Raw genomic sequence first — 21915 nt, 5'->3', positions numbered from 1 at the left:
GGGAGGGTTGCGCCCGCAGGGACAGGTCGAGCGATCGGTTCGCGGCAGATTCGAATCCATGATCCGTGCCGGCCACGTCATCGCGCTTTGTGCACTCGCGCTCCTCACGATCGGGGTCGTGATGGTGAATTCGGCGGGGCTGAGCGTGACCGGCGTTGCCGGGCCGCTCTCTCCGGCGGGTACTCCGGTCGAGGCGGCGCCGCTTACGCTGAAATCGGTGCTTTTGACCAGCGCGACGATGCACATGTTTGTCGCGATGGTGATGCTGGGGGTGATGGCGTTCATGCCTATCCGGCAGCTTGTCGGCAGCGCGGGGGCGCAGGATTCGGATCAGCACGATGTGAGGAAGGCGTGGACTGGGCTTGCGTTGGGCGTTTTACTTTCGCTGATGGTGCTGGCGCTCGTGTATCTGCCGGGACTCGGACAATCCAAGAACGGAAGCCACCGGTGGATCACGATTCCCGGGTTAGGTGACGGGCTTTCGGCGCAGCCGAGCGAGATCGCCAAGTGGGGAATGTTGCTCTTGATCGCGTGGTACTGCGCCGTGCGCGGGCCGCAGATGAAGAGTTTCTTCAAGGGGCTGGCTCCGGCGCTGGTTGCAATCGGCGCGGTGGCGGGGTTTATCGTCATCGAAGACTTGGGCACCGGGCTGCTGATCACAACCGCGTGCTGCGTGATATTGCTCGCGGGCGGCGCGCGAATCTGGCACTTCCTGATGTTTGTCCCGCTGGGTCTTGCGGGCGTTGCCGCGGCGGTGATCAAGAGCCCGTACCGGTTGACGCGCATCACGACTTTCCTTGATCCGTACAAGGACCCCGAAGGAACGGGCTATCACCAGGTGCAGTCGCTGATCGCGATCGCGAACGGCCAAGGGTTCGGGCGCGGTCTCGGATTTGGGTTACAGAGCAAGGGCTACTTGCCGGAAGATCGGACGGACTTCCTGTTCTCGATCATCTGTGAGGAACTCGGAATTCCGGGCGCGGCGGCGGTGATCTTCCTGTTTGTGCTGCTGATCTGGGCGGGTCTTTCGATTGTGAAGCATGAGCGCTCGCCGGCGTTGAAGCTGTTTGCGCTGGGCGCGACGATTACGATCGGGCTGCAAGCGGTGATCAATCTCGCGGTCGTGACTGTTGTTGCACCGACGAAAGGGATCGCGCTGCCGCTGATCAGCGCGGGCGGAACGGGATGGATTCTGACGGCGATGTCGCTGGGCCTTTTGATCGCGATCGACCGGACGAGCGATGAGCGCGATGCCGCAGGCGCCAGTGAAGTCCCTTTGCTCCGGATGGGACAGATCGCGGAATCCGGATCGGTCGCGGCGTGAACGGCGGAAAGCCAATCGAGCAGAGTTTGCGGGTGATCTTTGCCGGAGGCGGCACGGGCGGACACTTGTATCCGGCGCTGGCGATTGCCGAGCAGCTCACGGAACGCGCGGAAGGAATCGAGTCTGAGTTTTTCTGCTCGACTCGGCCGCTTGATGCGAGAATTCTGACCGAAGAGAGCGCCAAGTTTGTGGCGATCCCGGCGCGGCCGTTTTCGATGAGACCCCGCGCGCTGGCGGGGTTTTTGTGGTCCTGGCGCTCGGTTGTGGCGCGGTGCAGACGACAACTCTCGCGGGAAGCGAAGCAGGGAAAAACGATCGTGGTCGCGATGGGGGGGTTCGTGAGCGCGCCGGTCGTCGCCGCGGCAAAGAAAGAAGGGCTGCGCGTAGTGCTCGTGAATCTCGACGCGACGCCGGGGCGTGCGAACCGTTGGGTCGCCGGCCGAAGCGACGCCGTGTTCACGGCGGCGGAAATCGCGGGGGACGCGACCTGGAAGCGGGTTCGTCCCATCGTTCGGTGGGCGGCGATCGCCGATGGCGATCGCCCGTTCTGCCGGCGCGAGCTCGGGCTTGACCCCGAGTTGAAGACTCTGCTTGTGACGGGCGCGAGTCAGGGCGCGCGCACGATCAATCGGCTGATGGTGGCGCTCCTCGAACACCAGCGCAGAGCCTTCGAGGGCTGGCAGGTGATCCATCAGTGCGGTCCGGTTGCGGTCGCGAAGGACTCGCTGGATGAGAAGGCGATCGCGGTCGCGTATGAGAAAGCCGGCGTTCGATCGATCGTAAAGCCGCTGTTTCGCGAGATGGGGCGTGTGTGGGGCGCTTCGGATCTGGCGATCGGGCGGTGCGGGGCCGGGAGCGTGGGTGAAGCTTGGGCGAATCGAGTGCCCAGTGTCTTCATGCCCTATCCGTATCACAAAGATCAGCATCAGAGGCAGAACGCGTTGCCCCTCGAACACGCCGGGGGAGCGACGATCGTGAAGGATGAGATCGACGTTGCTGCGAACGAGGCCGAAGCCGGAACGGTGCTGGTTTCGCTGATGGCGGACGGCGCCAAACGCGAAGCGATGCGAGAGAAACTCCGAGAACTCGGCCCTGCGGACGGCGCGAGCGCCATTGCCGATGCGATTCTCGCAATGGTTTGAGTTCGCAGAGGGCAATCGTCCTTGGCGCGGTACACTTGAAGCATCCGGTCGGCGGACCGGACTTGCCGCGATTTTCGGACGTCAGCATGGAGAGAAGCAGAGCATCTCCGCTCGAGAGTGGGACCGTGGCGATCATTTGCCGTGGTAACGAGGCTGCGCCGACACAGTTGAAAGACGCGCTTGCACGGCGTGGGTTTCGCGTGGAGGAAACCCAAACAACCTACATGGCAATCGGGCTTGCCGTGCAGCATGCGCGGCGGGATGGCAGTGGCAAGGTTGTGGTGGTGTTGGTACAGCCCGCAACGCTCGCGCGGCCGCACGAGCTTGTTGCTGCGTTGTCGAACAGCGCGCCGAGCGCGGTTTGCTGGATCTGCCGCAAGGCCGGCAGCGGCATGGAATTGCGCGCGGTTTCTGAGGCGGACGTCGCAGCCTGGCGCTCGTCCGGAAAAATCGCGGACGCGGGGGCTGTAACTGCTGTGGCGGCAGCATCTTCCGGCAAGCCTGGACCTGTGAAGGCGAACGAAAACAGCGAAGCAACGTATGACAAACGAGGCAACACCCCTTCGCTTCGGCTGGCCGGAGACTGGCAGGGTGATTCGGAAGTGCCGCAGAGCGGCGCTCCGGAATCTCCGGTTCTGACGGATGAAGAACTGGCGATGCTGCTGGGTGATGAATCGAGTGCGGCGGAGCCGGGTACCTGAGTTTGCCAGCGAAGGGAAGGCATGTCGTCGCACGGTGAGCAAGCAAGGCGGGTGATACTGGTCGGACGGACCGGACTTGATGCCAAGTTGCGGCTCGATCCGGAATTGGAATTGCTCCGGGTGCGCAACCCGATGGAAGCAATCGCGGAACTTGCGGATCCGATCGACGACCAATCGCCCGCGCGCGCGGTTGTCGTGTTTGGCGAGGGCGCGATGCCCGGAACCGGCGAGCGTGCGGACGAATCGCTGAAAGAAGTAGTCGCGGGATTGCGGCTCGTTGATCCTGCGGTTGATGTGATGCTGACGTCTCCGGCTCCGGATGGGATCGCAAGAACCGTGGATGCGGTTCTCGATGCGAGTCGTCCGGCGGAAGAAATCCGTGAACAGATTCGGTCACCCCGGAAGCCGCAATCTTCGGAAGAAGCTTCGCAGCCGAGTGCGCACGATCGCCGTAACGAAGCGCCGAGCGAGACCGAAGAATTGTTGCAATCGAGGCCGGAGCACGCGATGGCGGCAGGAAATGATCCGGTCGCGGTCGTGCTTCGTGGGATTGCGACGGAGCTTGGAGTTGAAAATCTGCGGGTTGAGCGAGGGCTTGTCGAAAACGGCGCCGCGATTGTGTGGGGCGGCGCTGTGGTTGGGACGTTGCTTGGTGAGGGGCTGAGACCGGAAAGGCTCGCGCTGCACACTGCGACGCTCGCGCCGTGGGTCGCACTGCGGGAGCAGATGAGGCGGCTGCGGCTCGCGGCCTACTCGGATCCGCTGACCGGCGCGTGGAACCGGCGCTACTTTGATCAGTTTCTCGGCGCGGCGCTTCAGATTGCGAGCAAGCAGCGTCACAGCGTGACCGTGCTGGTTTTCGATATCGATGATTTTAAGAGCTTCAACGATCGCTTCGGGCATCAGGCGGGCGACGACATCTTGAAGGAGACCGTCCGGCTCTTGCGCAGCGTGATTCGACCCACCGATCGGGTCTGTCGCATCGGTGGCGACGAGTTCGCGGTGATCTTCAACGAACCCGAAGGCCCGCGCGACCCTGCGAGCCGCCACCCGAAGACGATCTACCAGATCGCGGCGCGATTTCAGCAGCAGGTTCGCGAGGCGAAGTTTCCCAAACTCACGGCCGAAGCTCCGGCGACGCTGCGGATTTCGGGCGGGCTTGCGACCTATCCGTGGGACGGTCTGACCGCGACGGATCTTGTCTGCAAGGCGGACGAGCGCGCGATGGAAGGCAAGCGGCAAGGCAAGAACGTCATCATGCTCGGTCCCGGCGTGGACCCCGCCTGAGATTCAGAAATGCAGCGGTGAGAGCGAGAGCACGGTCGAGAGCGCGATCAGGATGATGATGATCCACTCGAGCAGCTCCATGCGCCGCGTGGCCTGCTGATCGTTGAGTTTCTGGTAGATGCTCTCGAGCACGCCGAGTTTGCGCAGCACGGATGAATCCCACTCCGGGTGGTGCAATCGATCGGTCAGCCGTCGATAGAAACGGGCAAGAAAGTGATCGCCGACGAGCTTGATCGCGTTGTTCACGCCCTCGAACAGGATCGCTGCATCCGCCTGCAGGACGGCGACACGTCGAAGACGACGGTTGCTTGCGCGGCCGCGGGGGTGCTGTGAGAGGATCGGATACACCTCTTCGAGCGCATCGTCGAGGGCTTCGTCGAGGTGACGGATCTCGAGGAGTTCGACGTTGGCGAATTCGATGAGGTCCATCAGGTCCGAGGCGTCTGGTCCGATGACAAAGCCGGCGGAGAAATCGAGAATGGCGGCGTCGGATTGCGAGTAGCTGATGCGTGAAGCGAGGGCTTCGTCGATTTCCTGGGCCGAAAGTGCGGAAGCGTCGCCGCGCAGGATCTGAGCCATGAGGGTGCGGTTGGCCCGGAGCAGGTCTTCGAGCTGGTCCGACTCTCGGCCGAATCGATCGAGTTGGAACGTGACGTAGTCCTCCGTCAGGTCATCGAATCGGGGGCGGAAGATGGCACTCTCGAGGGAGGGCAGTATCGCGCTTAGTTGCTCGCGGGCTTGCTTGAGCAGTGAATCGTCCGAGGAGAGCGCGTTTGCGAGGGAGACGAGATCGCCCAGTCTGCCGGCAATCGGAATCGTGAAGACGACGCTGGCGCCGCCGAAATCGTACAGCGTGGTTTCGCTCCGATTCGCGAACTGGAAGCCGGCTCGGGAAGCGGGCGCGAAAGACTGCAAGAACCGAACCGGAGCGGGATCGAAATTGAAATAGCGGGGCGCGCGGCGGGTCAGTTGGAGCTGCTCACGCTGAGGGCTTGGAAGCGCCTGGCTGCGCGCCAGGGTTTCTGTCGCCTGATTCAGATCGATCGCCTGCCCGACATCGAAGCAGAAAATGACCGCGCAGGTGCCCTGGATTTCGGGGCCGCCCGGTTGATCTATCGTTGATTGAGCAAGGGAAGTCATGCGCCGGCCTCGATGCAAACAGCGTAGCGGAAGCATCCGGCGGGACGCGGAAGATTCCGGGCGGAAAGAACTGAGGCGTCCAACCCGCAAAAATGAACCGGTGGCGCGGCACGTTGCGCCGATCTGTATGGAGGGATTGCGAGGAGAAGGCGAGATATGCGGCTGGACGATCTGATATCCCGAGCCAACGCCCGGATGACCGAAAGGGGCTTCGGTCGGGCGTCGCTTCGGATCGCTTCGGGCCTCGCGTCGGTTCGGATCTGCGATGTCACGGAGGACAGCCGGACTGTCCTGCCGGGATCGCTTTTCGTGGCCCGAGCGGGCGCGAAGGCGGACGGACACCAATTTGTCCAGCAGTCGCTGAAATCCGGGGCGGCGGCGATTCTGGTGAAATCAGAATCCGGGCTCGATCTTGCCGCGGAGGGTGGTTCCGTCGCACGCAGCGCTGTCGTCGAATCGGCCGACGTGGAACGGGCGGCGGCGTACCTGGCGGAGACTTTCTACGGCGAACCGAGCAACAAGATGCGATGCATCGGAGTCACCGGGACCAACGGCAAGACGACCGTGACCTGGCTGCTCTGGAGGCTGCTGAACGGTGTGGATTTGCGGACGGGGCTGATCGGCACGGTGATGATCGACGACGGGAACGAGGTCGCGCGAGCGGAAATGACGACTCCTCCGGCGATCGAGCTGAGCCGCACGCTGAACATGATGGCCGAGAGCGGCTGCAGATTCGCGGCGATGGAGGTCTCCAGCCACTCGCTCGCGCAGAAACGCGTCGCCGCCCTGAGTTTCGGGGTCGGCGTTTTCACGAATCTGACGCAGGATCACCTGGATTTTCACAAGACGATGGAGGAGTACGCAAACGCGAAGGCCGAGCTCTTTCGCATGTTGCCAGCCGATGGGCTTGCGCTGGTGAACACGCAGGACGACGCCGCCGAGCGAATGCTGGCTGGTTGCATCGCGAGGAAGATTCTTTGCGAGGGAGTAAAAAGTGAGAGCAAGGAAGCGGTGCCGGGGCGCGCTTCGGTGCGCATCGTGGAGATGGACCGCACCGGGATGAAGCTCGGGCTTGTCGGCCCCTTTGGATCGTTCGAGGCCTGGGTGCCTCTGATCGGATCGTTCAATGCCATGAACGTCTTGCAGGCGGTCTGCTGCGCGTTTGAGTGCGGAATGAATGTCCAGCAGATCGCGCAAGGATGTTCGCGGCTCGATGCGCCGCCGGGAAGGCTCGAGAGAGTTCCGACCCGGGGTGATGAACCGCTCGTGCTGGTTGACTTTGCGCACACCGAAGACGCTCTGCGGAATGCGCTCGGAACCGCGAAGAAGGTCGTCGGCTCGGGGCGGCTGATCGCGGTGTTCGGATGCGGCGGCGACAAGGACCGCACCAAGCGGCCCAAGATGGGGCGGGTCGCGACGGAGATTGCGGATGTCGCGATCATCACGAGCGACAACCCTCGAACAGAAAAGCCGGGCGACATCATTGATTCGATTCTGATCGGCGTCGACGACTCGGATCGTCACAAGACGAGTGTGCAAGCCGATCGACGGCAGGCGATTTTTCATGCGGTTTCAATCGCGCGGGCGGACGACATCGTGGTGATCGCCGGCAAGGGGCATGAGACCGACCAGATACTTCCGGACGGTCGCGGCGGTACGGAGACGCATCACTTCGATGACCGCGAGGTGGCGAGAGAGGCGATCGCGGAAAGGCGAGCGATGATGCGAGTCGGGCGGGCGAAATCTGAAACCGGGAGCATTCTGGAACCATGAGTTTCTGGCAACTCGAGAATCTGCGTTCGGTCTTGAGCGGGAACTGGCTCGTCAGGCCGGGCGCGAATGCACGCTCCGAAGCACAGGGCGCGTCGATCGATACCCGATCATTGAAGAGGGGCAACATTTTCTTCGCGCTCAAGGGCGAGAAAGTGGACGGGCACAAGTTTCTTGGTGCGGCGGAGAAAGCGGGGGCGGCGCTCGCGGTCGTCGAGGATGCTTCGGGTGCATCCGGCGTCGCCGAGGGATTGCCGATCGTACAGGTGGAAAGCGTCGGTGCGGCGCTGCTCAGGTGCGCCGGCGAATATCGCAGGACACTCGAGGGCACGAGAGTCGTTTCGATCGGCGGGTCGAACGGCAAGACCACGACCTCACGGCTTGTCGAGTCGGTTCTGAGCCGTCACTTTCGGGGAGTGTCGTCGCCCAAGAGTTTCAACAACGCGATCGGGGTGCCGCTGACGATACTTTCGGCCCGCAAGGGGGATCAGTACCTGGTCTGCGAAGTCGGGACGAACGAAAAAGGGGAGATCGCGCAACTGGCTTCCGTCGTCAACCCCGAGATCGCGGTGATCACCAGCATCGGGCGCGAGCATCTGGAGGGGCTGAGCTCCGTGCAGGGAGTTCTCGAGGAAGAAGCAGCGATCGCCTCGGAGATTCGCGCGGGCGGCGTCGCGATCATCGCCGATCAGCCGGTCGAGCTGGGCGATGTCGTGCGCGGGCTGATGCTCGGAGGGAAGCGAGGCAGCATGCTGCGCTTCGGAATGACCGAGGAGGCCGATCTGAGAGTCGGGTCGGTTGCGACGGATGAACTGGGAACCTCTTTCTCGATCAACGAGCGCGCGCAATTCAGGGTGCCGTTGCTCGGTGCGCACAACGCGCTGAACGGCGCGGCGGCGGTTGCCGTGGCGCGCCGATTCGGGCTTGATGACACGGTCATTCGAACCGCCCTCGCCGAGGCTGCCACTCCCGAGATGCGGATGCGGCTCGAATCGCACGGCCCGATCACGATCCTGAACGACGCCTACAACGCCAATCCGGATTCCATGCTCGCGGCACTCAAGGCGTTTTCTGTGTTGGCGCGTCAAAGGAATCCGGCGAGGCGGGTGGTGGTGCTGGCCGACATGCTCGAAATGGGAGATGCGGGGCCGGACGCGCACCGGGAAATCGGCGAGGCCGTTGCGAGCGATCAATCGATCGATTTCGTCGTGCTGGCGGGGCCGTTGATGATGTTCGCGGCCGAGCGCGTCCGGAAGAAGTGGGCGGGTGAGCGCGTCGTCAACCTGCCGCGGATGGACGACGAGCACGCGAGACGCATTGCTTCGATGCTCAAACCGGGCGATTTTGTGCTTCTGAAGGGGTCTCGAGGCATGGGCGTCGAGCGCGTAGCCCGAGCACTTGATTCCGCCGGGAGTCCGCTTCGAACAACCCAGGAGACTGGGGTTTGAAGTCCGAGGCGCAAATTGTGCGGTTGGCAAAGCTATCGGAACGAACAAACGGGACGGGGGGCGCGGCCTGCCCCCGGCAGGTCTTCTGATACCTCATGCTCTACGTCCTTCTCGATTACTCCCGGCGTTGGCTCTCCGAACATGGGCAATGGCTCGGCGAGAGAGGCTTCTACAGCCCGCTGGCAATCCTTGACCAGATTCAGTTCCGCGCGCTGGCGTCGGCGGTTTTGAGCTTTGCCATCATGATCGTCTTTGGGCGGCGCGTCATCGCGATGCTTGTGCGGCTGAAAATCGGGGATGCCGGTCTCAGCGATGCCGAAGCTCTCCAGCGGCACGCTGCAAGCCGCGCCAACGTACCGACGATGGGCGGGATTCTCATAGCCGGGGCGATTCTGGTTTCGGTGCTGCTGTTGGCAGACCTCCGCCATTTCTTTGTTCAGGCGGGCCTCATGGTCTTTGTCGCGTTCGCGGTGCTTGGGGGCGTGGATGACTGGCTGAAACTGACGGCCTCGCGGCGAGGCAGCAAGAGCCGTCAGGGGCTGTATGCGTGGGAAAAGCTGGTTTTCCAGCTTGCTATCTCGGCCCTCGTTTCGTACTTCCTGTTCCGGCAGGGAGGGGCCACGAAGGAAGAGCTGCTCCATGTGCTCAACCTGCCGGGGCAAAAGACCTGGGAAAGCCCCGGCAATGTATCGACTTCGCTCTTTTACCTGTCGGTTCCGCTCTTCGTGCTCTTTGCGACGCTCATCGTCACGGGGCTGAGCAACGCCGTGAACATTTCCGACGGGATGGACGGATTGGCGGCGGGCACGAGCGGGATCGTTTCAATCGGCCTGGTCGTGCTGGCACTGATCGCCGGGAGTCAGTCGGCGTCGCAGTATCTGCTTGTGCCGCACATTCCGATGGGGGATGAACTCGCGGTCTTTGCCGGCGCGATGGCCGGAGCCTGCTTCGGGTTTTTGTGGTGGAACTGTTCCCCCGCGAGTGTCTTCATGGGGGACACCGGCGCGCTTTCGCTGGGCGCGATGGCGGGGTACGTCGCGGTCATCACGCGCCAGGAATTCGTCGTGCTCGCGATGTGCGGCGTGTTCCTGATCGAAGCCGGCTCGGTCGTGCTGCAGGTCGGATATTTCAAGTACACGAAGGGGAAGCGCATTTTCAAGGTTGCGCCGTATCACCATCACCTGCATCTCTCGGGCTGGACCGAGCAGCAGGTCGTCGTCCGCTTCTGGATCATTACGGTTTTGCTCGTGGTGCTCGCGATGGTCTCGATCAAAGTGCGCTAGGCGACGAATGAAGGACAAAGGCAGGTGAACGAATCCGCCTGGTATTCGCTTCAGCGCCGCGTCGAGTTGGGCTTTCTCAGCACAAGCGGCTCGCCGAGCGTGACGCGAGATTGAACATCCGAGTACGCTCTGCTGCGGACTTCCAGTCGCAGAACGCTTCCGTCCGTGACATTTGCGACGATATCTGCCGCCGGCTTGTCCGCTGAAAGCTCGGCTTTCGCGACTTCGCGGAAACTCCCCGATGCATCGGCGACCAGAATGGACACGGCGGCATTCCCCCAGGGTGCTGCGCCCGGGGGGAGCATGATCGAGGCGCCGAATTTCTGGCTGCCGTCTGGAAGTATCCAATCAACTTGCGCGGGACCGGAAATCGTGATGGATGCCAGCCCGAGCGGAGCAGAGTTTACTGGCGAGATGAAAGGCGTCGGAGTCCAGCGTCGTCCTTCGAGCCCGACCGAATGTTCGATCGGAATGGAAGCGAGCGGCACGACGGCGCGGGGCTCAAAGAGAATCGAATCAATGGATTCAATATCAACGAGACCGGTTCCGCCGTCGGAGGCGAGCGCCCATTGTGCCGTCGCCGTGGCGCTCGGTGCCGAAGGCTTGCCGGGCGATGACGCGCTGGCGAGGTCGGTTGCCGCGAGCGCCGAGCCGTCACTCAGAAAGACAAGCGGGAGCGCGCCCGGTTCAACGGGGTTCGCGAGTTCGATCTGCGTGGCCCGGTCGATCGGGATCGCGTTGTTCTTGCCACCAACTTCGATGACAAGCTGCTTCCCGATCGAGACGACGAAGCCTTCGAGCCGGTCGCCGTTGGCGAGGACGGCGGTGTCACGCTGCGGGCTTTGTTCCTCGTGAACAGCGTCGGAGAGCGCGAGAGATGAAGCACGCTCGAGCGGCACGACAAACTGTCCGATCCGGCGGCTGCGCCACGAAAGGCTTTCGCCCGGGGAATCAGAGGCGATGAGAAACCCGGGGACGACCTGACCGTCCGTCAGGCGCAGAATGCCCGGCACGCCGCCGCTTCCATCACCGGCGGACAATGCGGACGGGACCGAAGCACTGTGCAATCGCGTGCCGAAGAGCGCGAGCACTCTCGCCCGCTCAATGGAGCGCGAACGTCCCGTGGAGTCGGTGTATTGCAGAGTGTTCGCGGAAAAACTCTCGAGCGAACCGGCGATCCGGTGCAGGTCCCGATCGAGGATCACGATTCGGCCCGGCGCGGTTTCCTGCGCGAAGGCAACTGTGGCGCCTGGCGGGATCGCGGCAACGAAGAGACAAAGAGTGAATATGCGGCGCATCATTTCTGGAAGATCGGCAGATAACGCTTGGGCATTTGAAGGACGATGAGGGCCATCGCGGTTCCGTACACATCTCCGACCCCGGGGTCCTGCCAGTAGCCTTCACCCTGCTGCGAAGCGATGAGTTCGGTTCGGACTGCGACCCACCATTTGCTCCAGTTTGTGCCTCCGGCGAGGTACATCGCCTGCGCGGCGTAGTAGTGTCCGTAGAAGTAATGGGGGCTCGAGCGGTCAACCTTGCCGGGCATCGCGTTGTCGCGGAGGTAGTCGAGTCCCTTGTCGATCTGAGCATCCTCGTAGACACCGGAGTAGTACAGGCTGGCGATTCCGGCGGCGGAGCGAGGCCACGCGCTCGGGCCGGGCGTCAATTGATACTTGAAACCGCCGTCGTCGTTCTGGCAGCGACGGATGTAGTCGACCGCGCGATCGATCGTCTGTTTCGGAACGTCGAGCCCGGCGTTGCGGGCCGATCGAAGCGCCATGATTTGGCAGATCGTGACCGAAACATCGGCGTCATTCGGGATGGGGTTGTAGCGCCAACCGCCCTCATCATTCTGAGTCGAGGAGATCAGGCGCACGGCGCGAAGCACCGCGTTGTGTAACCGAGAGGCCTGCGCGGCATCCGGTCCGCCGCCGGTCATGCCGTAGACCTCGCACAGAAACAGCGTCGCGAAGCCGTGCCCGTACATCGGTGCGGCGGCGGTATCGCCGGCGATCAGCCCGGATTCGGTGCAGTTGTCGAGAACGTGCTTGAGAGCGCGCTCGACGTTTTCGCCGTAGGGTCCGCGACCGGGAAGATTGCCGTCCGCCATGAACGAGATGGCGGCGAGCGCCGTGATCGCGACTGAACGGCCCCAGCGATCATCACCGAAACTCCCGTCGGGGCTCTGTTTTCGCGCGAGCCATGCGAGGCCGCGCGAAATCGCGGCGTCGAGTTGGGGTGTCATCTCGCCTTCGGTCGGCGCATTCTGTGCAGACTTGTGATCGCCGGTGAAGGGGAGATCAAATTTGTCGCTGGTGGTGGGCAGCGATTTGGGAGATCCGGGCTCCTCGGGCGAGGGAGGCAATTGAGGCGGCGAGGGCCGCTCGGCGGGCGCAGGCTCAGATGGCGGAGTGGGTTGGTCCGGGCGGCCGATCACTTGAGCTGCGCAGCAGAGCAGTGCGAGAGAGAAGACGACGCGATTGGAGTTCCGGCGGCTCATTTCTTCTTTTCTTCAGCCAGTCTGCGGTAGTACGACTCGGTCATGTTCTGATACATCGAACTGAATTTGTCGGAAAAGCCCTGAAGCAGAGCGTCACGCACGTGGGCGGGCAGGTCTCCCCACGAGGCGGGAGGCGCTGCGGGAGGGGAGCCGAGGGCGCCGTCTTCCCGATCTGGGCCGTCTGCCCGGTCGGCGGGGTTGTTTGTCGCGGCCTGCTTCGACTGCGCTTGCGACTGCTGACGCATGTTCTTGTTCTTCTGTTGATCCTTGTCCTGATCCTGCTGCTCTTTCGATTGACTCGAGCTGTTCTGCTGCGCCGCCTTGATGAGCCGATCGAGTCGGGTGAGAATGTCTTCCTGAAGCCGCTGGGTCGCGAGCCCCGTGTCGTTGTCGTTTTCCACGCGATCCGCCGTTTCGTTCATCAGTTCCACGGCCTTCGCGAATTCGTCGGCCTGTTCCTGCAGCGACAACTGGCGATCGAGTTCTCGCTTTGAAGGATCGGCGGCATCGGGTTTGGCTTCTTGCTTGTCCGGCTTGGTCCCCAGCAGCGAATCGAGATCGGGAATCTCTGACGCGGGCTTTTGAGGCGGCTTCGCCTGCTGCTTTGGGGCGTCTTTCGTTGGAGCGGGCGTATCGGGTGCGGCATGTGCCCCGTGCCAAGAGAGGATCGCGATGAGCAGCAATGGTTTGATGAGATTCACTGCGGACCCTCCCCCGGCCTGATTGGATCAACGGGCTTGCCGGGGAGACCCGGCGGCTTCGGGCCGCCACCCTGCTGCTGCGACAGTTTCTTGATCAGGCCCTCTCCCTGATCCGCAAGCTCGCGCTGGAGGCGTCCGATCTCCACGATCGTCGCGACATCACCCGGCTGCTCCGCGGCTTCGCGTGTTCGCCCGGCGGCATCCTGCTGAAGCGCACGCAAGAGCCGGAGTTCGGCAATCGGCGGGATGACCGGACGCGGCCCGCCTTGTTGTCCGCCGGCGCCGCCGGCCCCGCCCTGGGCGTTACGGAAGTCCTGTTCGTTCTTCAGCTGCGAGAGCGCATCAACGAGCGAGCGGAGGAGCGAGGCGCTCGCGGCTTGATCGGCGTCGACGCCCTTGGACGCCACGCCGTCTCTTAATGCGTTCGCGGCGCGATTCATGAGCGTATCGAGCCGCTTGTGGCTGAAGTGAAAGACTCCTTCCTCGGCAAGCTCCTTCGTCTGCGTCTGGAGATCCGCGATGCGGATCCGCAGCTCTTCCTGTTTATCTCCGAGCGAGCGAACGGCGGCTCGGTCACGCCGCGAGAGCTCCTTCCCCATGAAGCCCGAAGAATCGGCGCGGATCGCGATCTGCTGCTGAAGGGCGGAGTCGTAGGCCTTGCGCAGCTCCTCGCGCTGTTTCTCGGTTTCGCGTCGGTTCGACTCGTCGCTCAGTTTCTTCGCGAGATCGCGAGCGTCGGTGAGGTGTGCAAGCGCGGAACGCTCCCAGCGGTCGGCACCCGGCGTATCGGCGGGCGAAAGACGCAGGCTCTTCACGGCCGACGCTTGATCGCTCGCTCCGGCGTCGACGGCGTCGGCGACCTGTGCAGTCTCGGCACCGCCCTTGCGGGCCGAATCCGCGACGGAAATCGTGTCCTGATTCAATCGGATCTGGGCGCCATCGAGGGTCTCATTGGGGCCGAGCTTGGCGGAATCGGCCAGCTTCTCGAGCTCCGCCGACTGGCGGATCATCAAGTCTTCAATCTGCTCGACGAGATCGGCGAGCATGCGGCGGAGTGATTCATTCTTCTTCTGAGTTCCCTTGTCTAATTCCTCCATCATCTTTCGGAGCGTCTCTTCCGATTTTTTCTGATAGTCGTTGGCGCTGGCCGTCTGGTTTTCGCCCGCGCTCTTCGCCGCCTGCTGCATCGTTTCTTCGAGCTGATCGCGCGAGGACTGCTCGGCGGCACGCTCCATCGCCTCGGCCTGCGCCGGATCGGTCGATCGGGTTTTCGCGGCGCGGTCCTGGAGAGCGTCGGTTGCGGCGCGGGCGCGCAGGGAAAGCTCCTGCTGCGCGCGCGCGAGGCGATCGAGATCCTGCCGCTGCGCCGGGGTCAGGTCTTGCGGCTTCTTCCCGCCGGTTTGTTCTGCAAGATCACGTGTCTGTTCCGAGAGTCGCGATTGATCCTCGAGCAGCTTTTCGATTTCACGCCGAGTGGCCCAGCCGTCCTTTCCCTGATCCAGCACCGACGCGAGACGAGCCATCGCGTCACGCACCGCGGATTGCGCTTGGCGAGCCTGCTCCGTTTCGGAGGCGTCCGCCGGTGCGTCCGGGTCGATCGCCTGGGCGCGATCGAGTGCGTCGGACGCTTCCCTGGAACGGTCGGCGGCTTCGTCGAGCAGACGCCGCGATTCTTCGAGCATCTGGCGGAGGGTTCGATCGGCGAGCGCGTTGCGATCTACGCGCTCGGTGAGTCGATCGACGAGTGCCGCGGGCGGTGTGATCCGTTCTGTGAGACTCTGCTGGTCTTTCCGCATTCGAGCGGCGCGCTCGCTGCCGCCCTTTTCGGTGAGGTTCGGGATCTGGCGCTGGAGCCTCTGCTCATCCTGATCGATGCGCTGAGCCGCGGAGCGGAGAGTTCCGAGTTCGGCGAGAATCTGCTCGATGAACTGCGATTCGCCGATGATGCGGAGCTTGCGCGGCGCGGACAGGACCGGATCGCGTGTATGCCCGTCGAGCGCGAAATTGTCCTTGCCGACGGCGTAAAGATGGATTTCATCTCCTGGTTTCACGTCGAACGAGCCGAGTTCGATGGTGGTCTCCGCGCGCGCCTCGTGCAGACTGGCAACGTCGGTTTCCGCTTTCCAACTCGCGATTTCCACCGGTTGGCCGCGGGGCTCCGGCGGCGCGCCGGGTGAATCGGATCGCGCCGCAAGCACGCGGGCCTCGAGCGTCAGCCACGCAAGCGCCACATCGTCGCGGGCTTCACCCACCACGTCGATAACGGCCGACGCCAGCACCGATTCATCCTGTGCGGGTTTGAGCACGCTCAGCGTGGGCGGACGATCCGGCACGACGACAAGGCCAACCGCCGAGGGATCCTGACTCTTGATGCCGAAGGAGTCCTCGAGAAGCGCCCCGAATCGGGTGGTCTCCTGAGCGAGCCAGTTCAGCCGGAAGCCGTTCTCCAGCCGCTGTATCTCAAGATCCGCCGGCGGAGTAGTTCCCTGCATCAGCTTGGTCGCGAACGCGTTTGCTTCTGCTCCCGACGCTGACATCGGAAGCGGGATCTCCTTGTTGAGCGTGAACTCAACACCCACGCGCGAGCCCTGCAAAACCGGTGCAACCGCCGGGGCTTCGGGCTTCCCCGGGCCCAAGTCTTTCGTTCCGCTGACGAACCCGGATTCGCTTCCGATTGCGGTGGCGGCATAGCTTGGAGGCTCGACCGTGACACGCAGCCGCGTCACCGCGGGCGGCTCGACAAGTTGAATGATGGCCGACTCCGTGCGAGCGTCGCTCGTCTCGAACCAGTACTCCAGCCGCCGATCAGCTTTGGAGGACACTCCGCCCGTGGCTTCTGCGAGGGCACGCGGCTCGAGCAATCGCTCGTACACCTCTCCATGCACCTCGCGATCGCGCTTCACGCCCTGCGGCGTCAACAACGCGGTTTGTAACTCGCCGATCCGTTCGCCATCGATCAATCGATATTTTAGTTCGACGCGCGTTTGCCCTGGAGACCGGTTGGTGCGCGTCAAGACGGCGCGCATCGGCAGCGCCGCTGTGAGAGCGTGGGCGCGCTCCGCGGTCGCGTCGAAGAGTGCCGTTCGGCTTGGCCACTGCGCATCGGTCCACGGGAGCAGCGTTCGCTTGGCGCCCAGCAGAGTCATCACGGGCGCGAGAGACACCACGGCAGCAAGCACGGCAACCGTGAGCATCAAGAGCGTTAACCCGCGCCTCGCGCCGCCCACCGGTCGCAGCACGGTGCCAATGCGCAGGTCGGAAAAAAGACCCGACGCCATCGAAGCAATCTGCCGGCGCAAACTCGCGCCCGGTCCGGCTTGTGCGATGTTGAACTCGTGGCCGGCCGCCAGTACATCGCGCAGCCCGGCTTCCCGACCCGCCGGTGTCTGCTCGATCCGGAGCGCCAAATCCGTGAGCGACGGACGAAACCGAATCGCAGGCAAAACGTACCTGCGGATCGCGCCGAGAATCAGCGCGACTCCGATGAGCCAGAGCGCACAGCGCATTGCGCGAGGCATTCGGATCAGGTAATCGAAAAGACCCGCCGCGAGACAGACCGCTAACCCCGAACCGAGCAGAGTGCTCGCCCGATCAACGATCAACCAGAGCCGGATTCGCCATCGGAGCGCGGCGAGCGAAGGGGCGATCGCCTTCGCCACGCCCGCAACGGGCGAGGGAGCCGGAACGGAGGCTGGCGTGCCGGGCTCATGGTTCATGGCGCTTCAGGAACTCAATCGCAATCTGGAGCGCAACCCCGCACGGTCAGGTTCGGGCCATCGCGAGCACGCTCCCAATAACCACTTTCGAACGATCTGCCGCAAGACTGTACGGTGAATACCGGGATCGGTGCGGAGGAGATTCGGGTTCCAGCACTGTTTGCGCCCAATCAAGCCGCCGGCGTCCAGAGGCCCGGAGAGGCTGGCGGGGAGAGGGACCTAGGCGAGCCGGATGAGTCGCCTGCCGATCCACTCCAGACTGAGCAGGAGGATCAACAGCGTCCAGACGATGGGTTTGTCCCAAAGCGGCTCGGACAACGTTTCGCCGGCGGTGCGCACCTGACGGTTTGGAAGCAATTCAGTCAGCTGGCCGATTTCATCCGTCCGGAGCACGCGGCCTGCGGTCGCGTCGGCGATCTCCGCGAGCAGGACATGATCCGCCGCAGGTTCGCGCATTTCGTCGTCGCGTGCCCGAACCTCCACTTTGGCGCTCAGACCTAGCCCCGAGAGAATCGCGTCGACGGGCCTGATGGTGTAGTCGCCCGCTTCCGCGAATGTCCAGCTGCCGGTGTAAAGCCCGCTCGGCGCTTCGCCTACGCCTCGGTTGCTCTCCTGCGGACGAAGGGTGATGCTTTGCTCTCCGATGTCGCTCGAAGACTCAGGCTTGGCGCGAACGGTTAAAGAGACTGGCCGGGTGTTCAGCAGAGATTGATCGAGCAAGCGCACGGAAATCTGTACTGACTGGTCCACGGTCGCGCGTTCGGGAGTTGCGTCGAGAATGGCTTGCTGCCCGCTCCGGGAGAGACTTTCGCGCGCGAGCAGGCGAACGAGCGGGAGCCAGAAGCGTTCCGGCAAAGTCTCGCCACGACCGTATCGCCAGCGCCAGATTTCATCCGTCGCGACGTACAACACGCGTCCGGCTCCGTAGCGCATCGTGATGACCAGCGGCATCGCTCCCGAACTTCCGATCGGGCCGGACGACGGGCTCGCCACCGCGAGAACTTCCGCCGCGGGTTTGAGCTGCTTGGGGTCGATGAGCTGGGCGTATCGCAGAGCATTCCAGCCCGCGCTCACATCGCTCAGGATCTCGGGCCATGCTTGCGAGCCCTCTTCGCCGAGCCGTAGCACACCGAGGCGCTCCGCGGCCGGCGCGGGCGAGACGAGCACTGATTCAGCGAATGTTCTCGCGCCCGAAGAGCCGTCATCGAGCGCGAACGGAAGCAGGTCGGCGAGGGGAGTATTCCGCCAGGTCTGAGGGGTTGAGTTGGGTCCGGCTATCCAGAGCAATCCGGCGCCCTTGACCGCGACAAGCTCCTTGATCTGGGCGAGTTGTTCGGCGCTGAAGAGCTCGGATCGGACATCGCCCATCACGATGACATCGAACGGCAGCCACTCTTCTCGTGTTCGTGGAATCGAAGCGAGTGGATCGGTGCCTTCCTGCAGATAGCGTCGATCGGAGGAGAGAATGAGGGCGCTCGACCGGATGGAGCGCTCGCGCAGCAGCAGGTTCTTGAGGTATCGGTACTCCCAGCGCGGGTAGCCGTCGAAGAGCGCGACGCGCACGGGCCGATCCAAGACGCGCAGCCCGATCGAATACTCGTCGTTCTTGGTCGCAGCGGTCGGGCCGTTTCCTTCGGGAAGAACGGGTTTCACCACCCAACGGAATTCCTGAGCGTTCCCCGGGCGAGTCATCATGGTGAGCGTGGCGTTGCCTGTTGTGCCCGCACTCTCAGGGACCGGTCGGCTGTCGAGCAGCTTGCCGGTCGCTTCGTCGATGAGGTCGATCTTCGAGCCCCGCAATGCCTCCGGCTTTCCGATCGCTTCCAGATCGACCGTGACCGGGACAAAGTCTCCGACAAACGCAACCGACGGTGCGGTGACCCTCTTGAGCGAGATGCGAGTCGGAGGCTCGTCGCTGCCGAGCGCCACTGAAAACACGGGAACCTGCCGTCCTTGAAGCTGTCGGAGCAGCGATCGCGACGGCTCGTCGGCGCTGCGCCCGTCGCTGACCAGCACAATGCCGCTCAGCGGTTTGGAGGCGGCGCGCCGAAGTGTCTGTTCGAGTGCCGCAGCGATCAGGGTGCGCGTCCCGTCGGGGGGCGGCAGAGTGCTCGCGTCCGGAGGAAGATCAAAGGTCCGCGCGTCGAACCCGAGCCAAAGCACATTTCGCTCCGGATCGAGCTTGGCGAGGGCTTTTTTGGTTTCCTCGACGGCATGGCGCAATTGATCGTCGCGCGACTTGCCGTCAACGTCCGCGACTTCCATCGACTGCGAGCGATCGGCGAGTACAACGACCCAGTCCTTTTCCACCGTCTCTTCGGTCTTGACGAGACGCGGCCCCGAAATCATCGCGGTCACCAGCACCAGCGAGAGCCCTCGCAGTGTCGCCAGAATCGCGCGGCGATTGATAGTTCCCTCGAGTCGGCGGTAGCCCCACCAGGCAAGCGCAACGGCCCCTGCCAGCACGAGGGTCCATCCCCAGGCGGGAATCGGACGTATCCATTCGAGCGCGACGCCAGGATCGCCGGGTCGAAGTGTCTTCAGCGCGAAGAGTCTTGTGATCAGATCGTTCACGCCGCCACCTCGCGGATCTGATCTGTGGAAGGCTGGTCTTGGGCGGATTGCGGCAACGCAGGGCGATCGAGACGGTCTGCTCGAACGGTTGCGTGGCTGAAGAGACGTGAGAAGACCACATCAACCATGAGGAGCAAGAGGCCCGCGAGCAAGAGAGGAAGATCGATTGGGGGTGTGCGACGAGAGCCGCTGAGCATGATCGGTGCGCCGGGGGACTGAGAGTTTGTCGCCGCCCATGCAAAGTCGCGCGTGCGCATCCACTTGCGAAGAAACGACTCCAGTGCCGCCCTGGGCTGTGTCGTGGTGCTTGACCCGCGAGTGTCGACGTTGACGGCGATTACGTCCTTTGTCACTCCCCGATCATCCACTCTGCGCCAGATTCCGGAGCGTTTGGCGATGGTCGGGACGATCGCGCCATCCTTGGACTCAATGGCTCGAAGTTCGTCGGGAGATTCGAGCGCCGCGCCCGCGACCAGATCTATCGACCCCGAAGCGATGCCCACTCCCTGACGCACGATTTCCTGAATCAGAGGCACCATCAACGGCATCGCCGGCAGATTTGTCCAGCTCAATTCGGGCGAAACGAAGAAAACGACGATGAGTCCCTTGCCGGCGGCGCCCGTCGCGATCGGACGCGCGGAGGCGAGCAGCGGTCGGTGATCATTTAGTCGGAGCAGCCACGAACCGTCGCCCTTGAGATCCACACCGAGAAGCCGCGTCGCGACCACGGGCCGAGTGAGTTCGGTCAAATCGGCTCCCAAGGCTCCGATGATGGCCTGATCGGCATTCGCGCCTCCCAGCGGGCGCGGGTCCTTGAACTCGATCACCTCGCGCTCGAAGATCCAGCCGAAACCCATGGCCTTGACAAATTCATCCGTCCAGCGCTGCACACCGGTCTGCGGTGCAGGGCAAACAACGACGAGCCCGCCCTTGCGGGCAAAGTCGGCGATGAGCGGCCACGAGGCACCGTCGACGAGATCGGGCCGGACGACGAATGCCGCGTCGATCGCACCGAGCGCTTGTCCAGTCAGCCGGCCCGGATCAATCCGGCTGATCCGGATCGGGTCGTTCTCAGATCCGAGATCCACACCCTGAGTCGAAGCGGTCGGCGCGAGCGCGAGCGTGAGCCAGTCGGCGGCCGAATATCCGGCTGGGCCGGTTGTGCCGTCGCGGGCTTCGACAGGCGCGATCAGCGCGATACGGAGTTGCTCCCGAACTTTCCAGGGACGCCGGAAGACATTGTCGCTCGTGATCGCATCATCATCGATTCTGCCTTCAATCCACGACGCGGTCGGGATCGCTTCATCCTTTGTTGCCGGCATCGCGACAGGGGCGAGTACGGTCACGGCGTCTTCGCCGGCGGCAAAGCGCACCGGCGTTTTTGTCCATGATTGCTCGTCATCACCGTCGCGCCCGTCTGTCACGCGTAGCCGTAGCTGGACGGATGCCGGGCGATCGATCCCTCGCCCGAATCGTCGCAGGGAAACGCGAGCCTGCTGAGTCGACGTAATTTGACCGGTCCGCAGGAGCATCGAACGCAGGGGTTCGAGTCCTGTGATCGCGACGTTCTCGACCGAGTCGTCCGAAGGGGGCGACGCGACGAGCGTCAGCCGTGTATCAGCCCCGACGGTCTCGTTCGCGACATCGCGTTCGGGCGTTTCGCGCGAGAGGTCGATACTCCCGGCTCGCAGTGGCGAGAGCAAGGCAACGGTTTTTTCTCGTGAAGAGTCCCCGGACGAATTGTCGCGCGCCAGAGCCGCGGCCCCCGAAAAATCGGCGCCCGAGTCGGCCGGTTCGATCAGGTCGAGTACGCGCCGAACGCCGGTGAGGTCACCGGATGGTTCCGCGAGAAGCTTCTCCGCAGGCGATGCGAGCGTAACGATCGTCGCGCGGTCGCCCCGTCCCGCATCCAGTTCCTCCAGCAAGTGCGCCGCGCGCTGCTTTTGCGAGTCGAGTTCGGTCGCGCTTCCTGCCTCGGGCGCACGCGCTTGCGACGCGAGGCTGTTATCGATCACGATGGTCAGATCGCGGGGCCGTCTGCTGTCGGCGGCACTCGCGCCCGAAAACAGCGGTCTTCCAACCGCCAGAGCCAGACAGAGCACCGCGAGAGTCCGGGCCGCCAGCAGAAGGATCTGTTCGAGCCGGAGCCTGCGCTTGTGCCGCCTGAACGCTTCCAGCACGAATTTCATCGCTCCCCATTCCAGCGGCTTTCGTTTCCGGCGGAAGAGCAGGTGGATGATGATCGGCGCCGCGATGCACGCGAGCGCCGCCATCGCCAGAGTTGGATTGAGAAACGTCATGCGTCGGGCGATTCAATCCGTACGGTCGG

Annotated in this window: 14 protein-coding genes; 7 read left to right on the top strand and 7 right to left on the bottom strand. The window is 63.5% G+C overall.

Annotation, left to right across the window (positions count from 1 at the left end; translation table 11 throughout):
• Positions 1–58 precede the first annotated feature (58 nt).
• The 4 genes from KF691_12940 (at position 59) to KF691_12925 (ending at position 4454) form a co-directional block, all read left to right on the top strand.
• Positions 59–1324 (top strand): FtsW/RodA/SpoVE family cell cycle protein, encoded by a 1266-nt coding sequence (locus tag KF691_12940; GenBank protein MBX3390348.1) that lies wholly within the window; start codon positions 59–61, stop codon positions 1322–1324.
• Entirely contained in the window at positions 1321–2466 is a 1146-nt protein-coding gene (locus tag KF691_12935) for a UDP-N-acetylglucosamine--N-acetylmuramyl-(pentapeptide) pyrophosphoryl-undecaprenol N-acetylglucosamine transferase (GenBank protein MBX3390347.1), read from the top strand. The genes KF691_12940 and KF691_12935 overlap by 4 nt, the downstream gene beginning before the upstream one ends.
• 125 nt (positions 2467–2591) lie before the next feature.
• Positions 2592–3167: a hypothetical protein gene (locus KF691_12930; GenBank protein ID MBX3390346.1), complete on the top strand. Its 576-nt coding sequence runs from the start codon at positions 2592–2594 to the stop codon at positions 3165–3167.
• A gap of 21 nt (positions 3168–3188) precedes the next feature.
• Positions 3189–4454 (top strand): GGDEF domain-containing protein, encoded by a 1266-nt coding sequence (locus tag KF691_12925; protein MBX3390345.1) that lies wholly within the window; start codon positions 3189–3191, stop codon positions 4452–4454.
• 3 nt (positions 4455–4457) lie between these two features.
• Here the strand turns inward: KF691_12925 and KF691_12920 are convergent, their stop codons facing one another.
• Entirely contained in the window at positions 4458–5594 is a 1137-nt protein-coding gene (locus KF691_12920; protein ID MBX3390344.1) for a hypothetical protein, read from the bottom strand.
• 156 nt (positions 5595–5750) lie between these two features.
• On the opposite strand from KF691_12920, the gene KF691_12915 reads away from it, so the two are divergent.
• From KF691_12915 to mraY, 3 genes are all read left to right on the top strand, one after another.
• Positions 5751–7367 carry a UDP-N-acetylmuramoyl-L-alanyl-D-glutamate--2,6-diaminopimelate ligase gene (locus KF691_12915; protein MBX3390343.1) on the top strand — a complete coding sequence of 539 codons (1617 nt, stop codon included), beginning with the start codon at positions 5751–5753 and terminating at the stop codon, positions 7365–7367.
• A complete protein-coding gene (locus KF691_12910) occupies positions 7364–8812 on the top strand; it encodes a UDP-N-acetylmuramoyl-tripeptide--D-alanyl-D-alanine ligase (protein MBX3390342.1) in 1449 nt (482 codons plus the stop codon). The genes KF691_12915 and KF691_12910 overlap by 4 nt, the downstream gene beginning before the upstream one ends.
• A 95-nt stretch (positions 8813–8907) precedes the next feature.
• A complete protein-coding gene (mraY, locus tag KF691_12905) occupies positions 8908–10095 on the top strand; it encodes a phospho-N-acetylmuramoyl-pentapeptide-transferase (protein MBX3390341.1) in 1188 nt (395 codons plus the stop codon).
• Between the two features lie 50 nt (positions 10096–10145).
• Here mraY and KF691_12900 read toward each other — a convergent pair whose 3' ends face one another.
• The 6 genes from KF691_12900 to KF691_12875 form a co-directional block, all read right to left on the bottom strand.
• Positions 10146–11396: a hypothetical protein gene (locus KF691_12900; GenBank protein MBX3390340.1), complete on the bottom strand. Its 1251-nt coding sequence runs from the start codon at positions 11394–11396 to the stop codon at positions 10146–10148.
• On the bottom strand, positions 11393–12595 hold the full coding sequence (locus KF691_12895) for a terpene cyclase/mutase family protein (GenBank protein MBX3390339.1): 1203 nt from the start codon (positions 12593–12595) through the stop codon (positions 11393–11395). The genes KF691_12900 and KF691_12895 overlap by 4 nt, the downstream gene beginning before the upstream one ends.
• Entirely contained in the window at positions 12592–13296 is a 705-nt protein-coding gene (locus tag KF691_12890; protein ID MBX3390338.1) for a hypothetical protein, read from the bottom strand. Before KF691_12890 ends, KF691_12895 begins: the two co-directional genes overlap by 4 nt.
• The gene (locus KF691_12885; protein ID MBX3390337.1) at positions 13293–17012 is read right to left on the bottom strand and encodes a hypothetical protein; all 3720 of its coding nucleotides are present in this window, start codon (positions 17010–17012) and stop codon (positions 13293–13295) included. The genes KF691_12890 and KF691_12885 overlap by 4 nt, the downstream gene beginning before the upstream one ends.
• 219 nt (positions 17013–17231) lie before the next feature.
• The gene (locus tag KF691_12880) at positions 17232–19586 is read right to left on the bottom strand and encodes a hypothetical protein (GenBank protein ID MBX3390336.1); all 2355 of its coding nucleotides are present in this window, start codon (positions 19584–19586) and stop codon (positions 17232–17234) included.
• On the bottom strand, positions 19583–21886 hold the full coding sequence (locus tag KF691_12875; protein MBX3390335.1) for a BatA domain-containing protein: 2304 nt from the start codon (positions 21884–21886) through the stop codon (positions 19583–19585). Before KF691_12875 ends, KF691_12880 begins: the two co-directional genes overlap by 4 nt.
• Positions 21887–21915: the final 29 nt, after the last annotated feature.

Source organism: Phycisphaeraceae bacterium (genome assembly GCA_019636555.1).
Classification (GTDB): Bacteria; Planctomycetota; Phycisphaerae; order Phycisphaerales; family UBA1924; genus JAFEBO01.
Note: the sequence above shows the minus strand (reverse complement) of the source record. Positions and strands in the feature narration are given on the sequence as shown.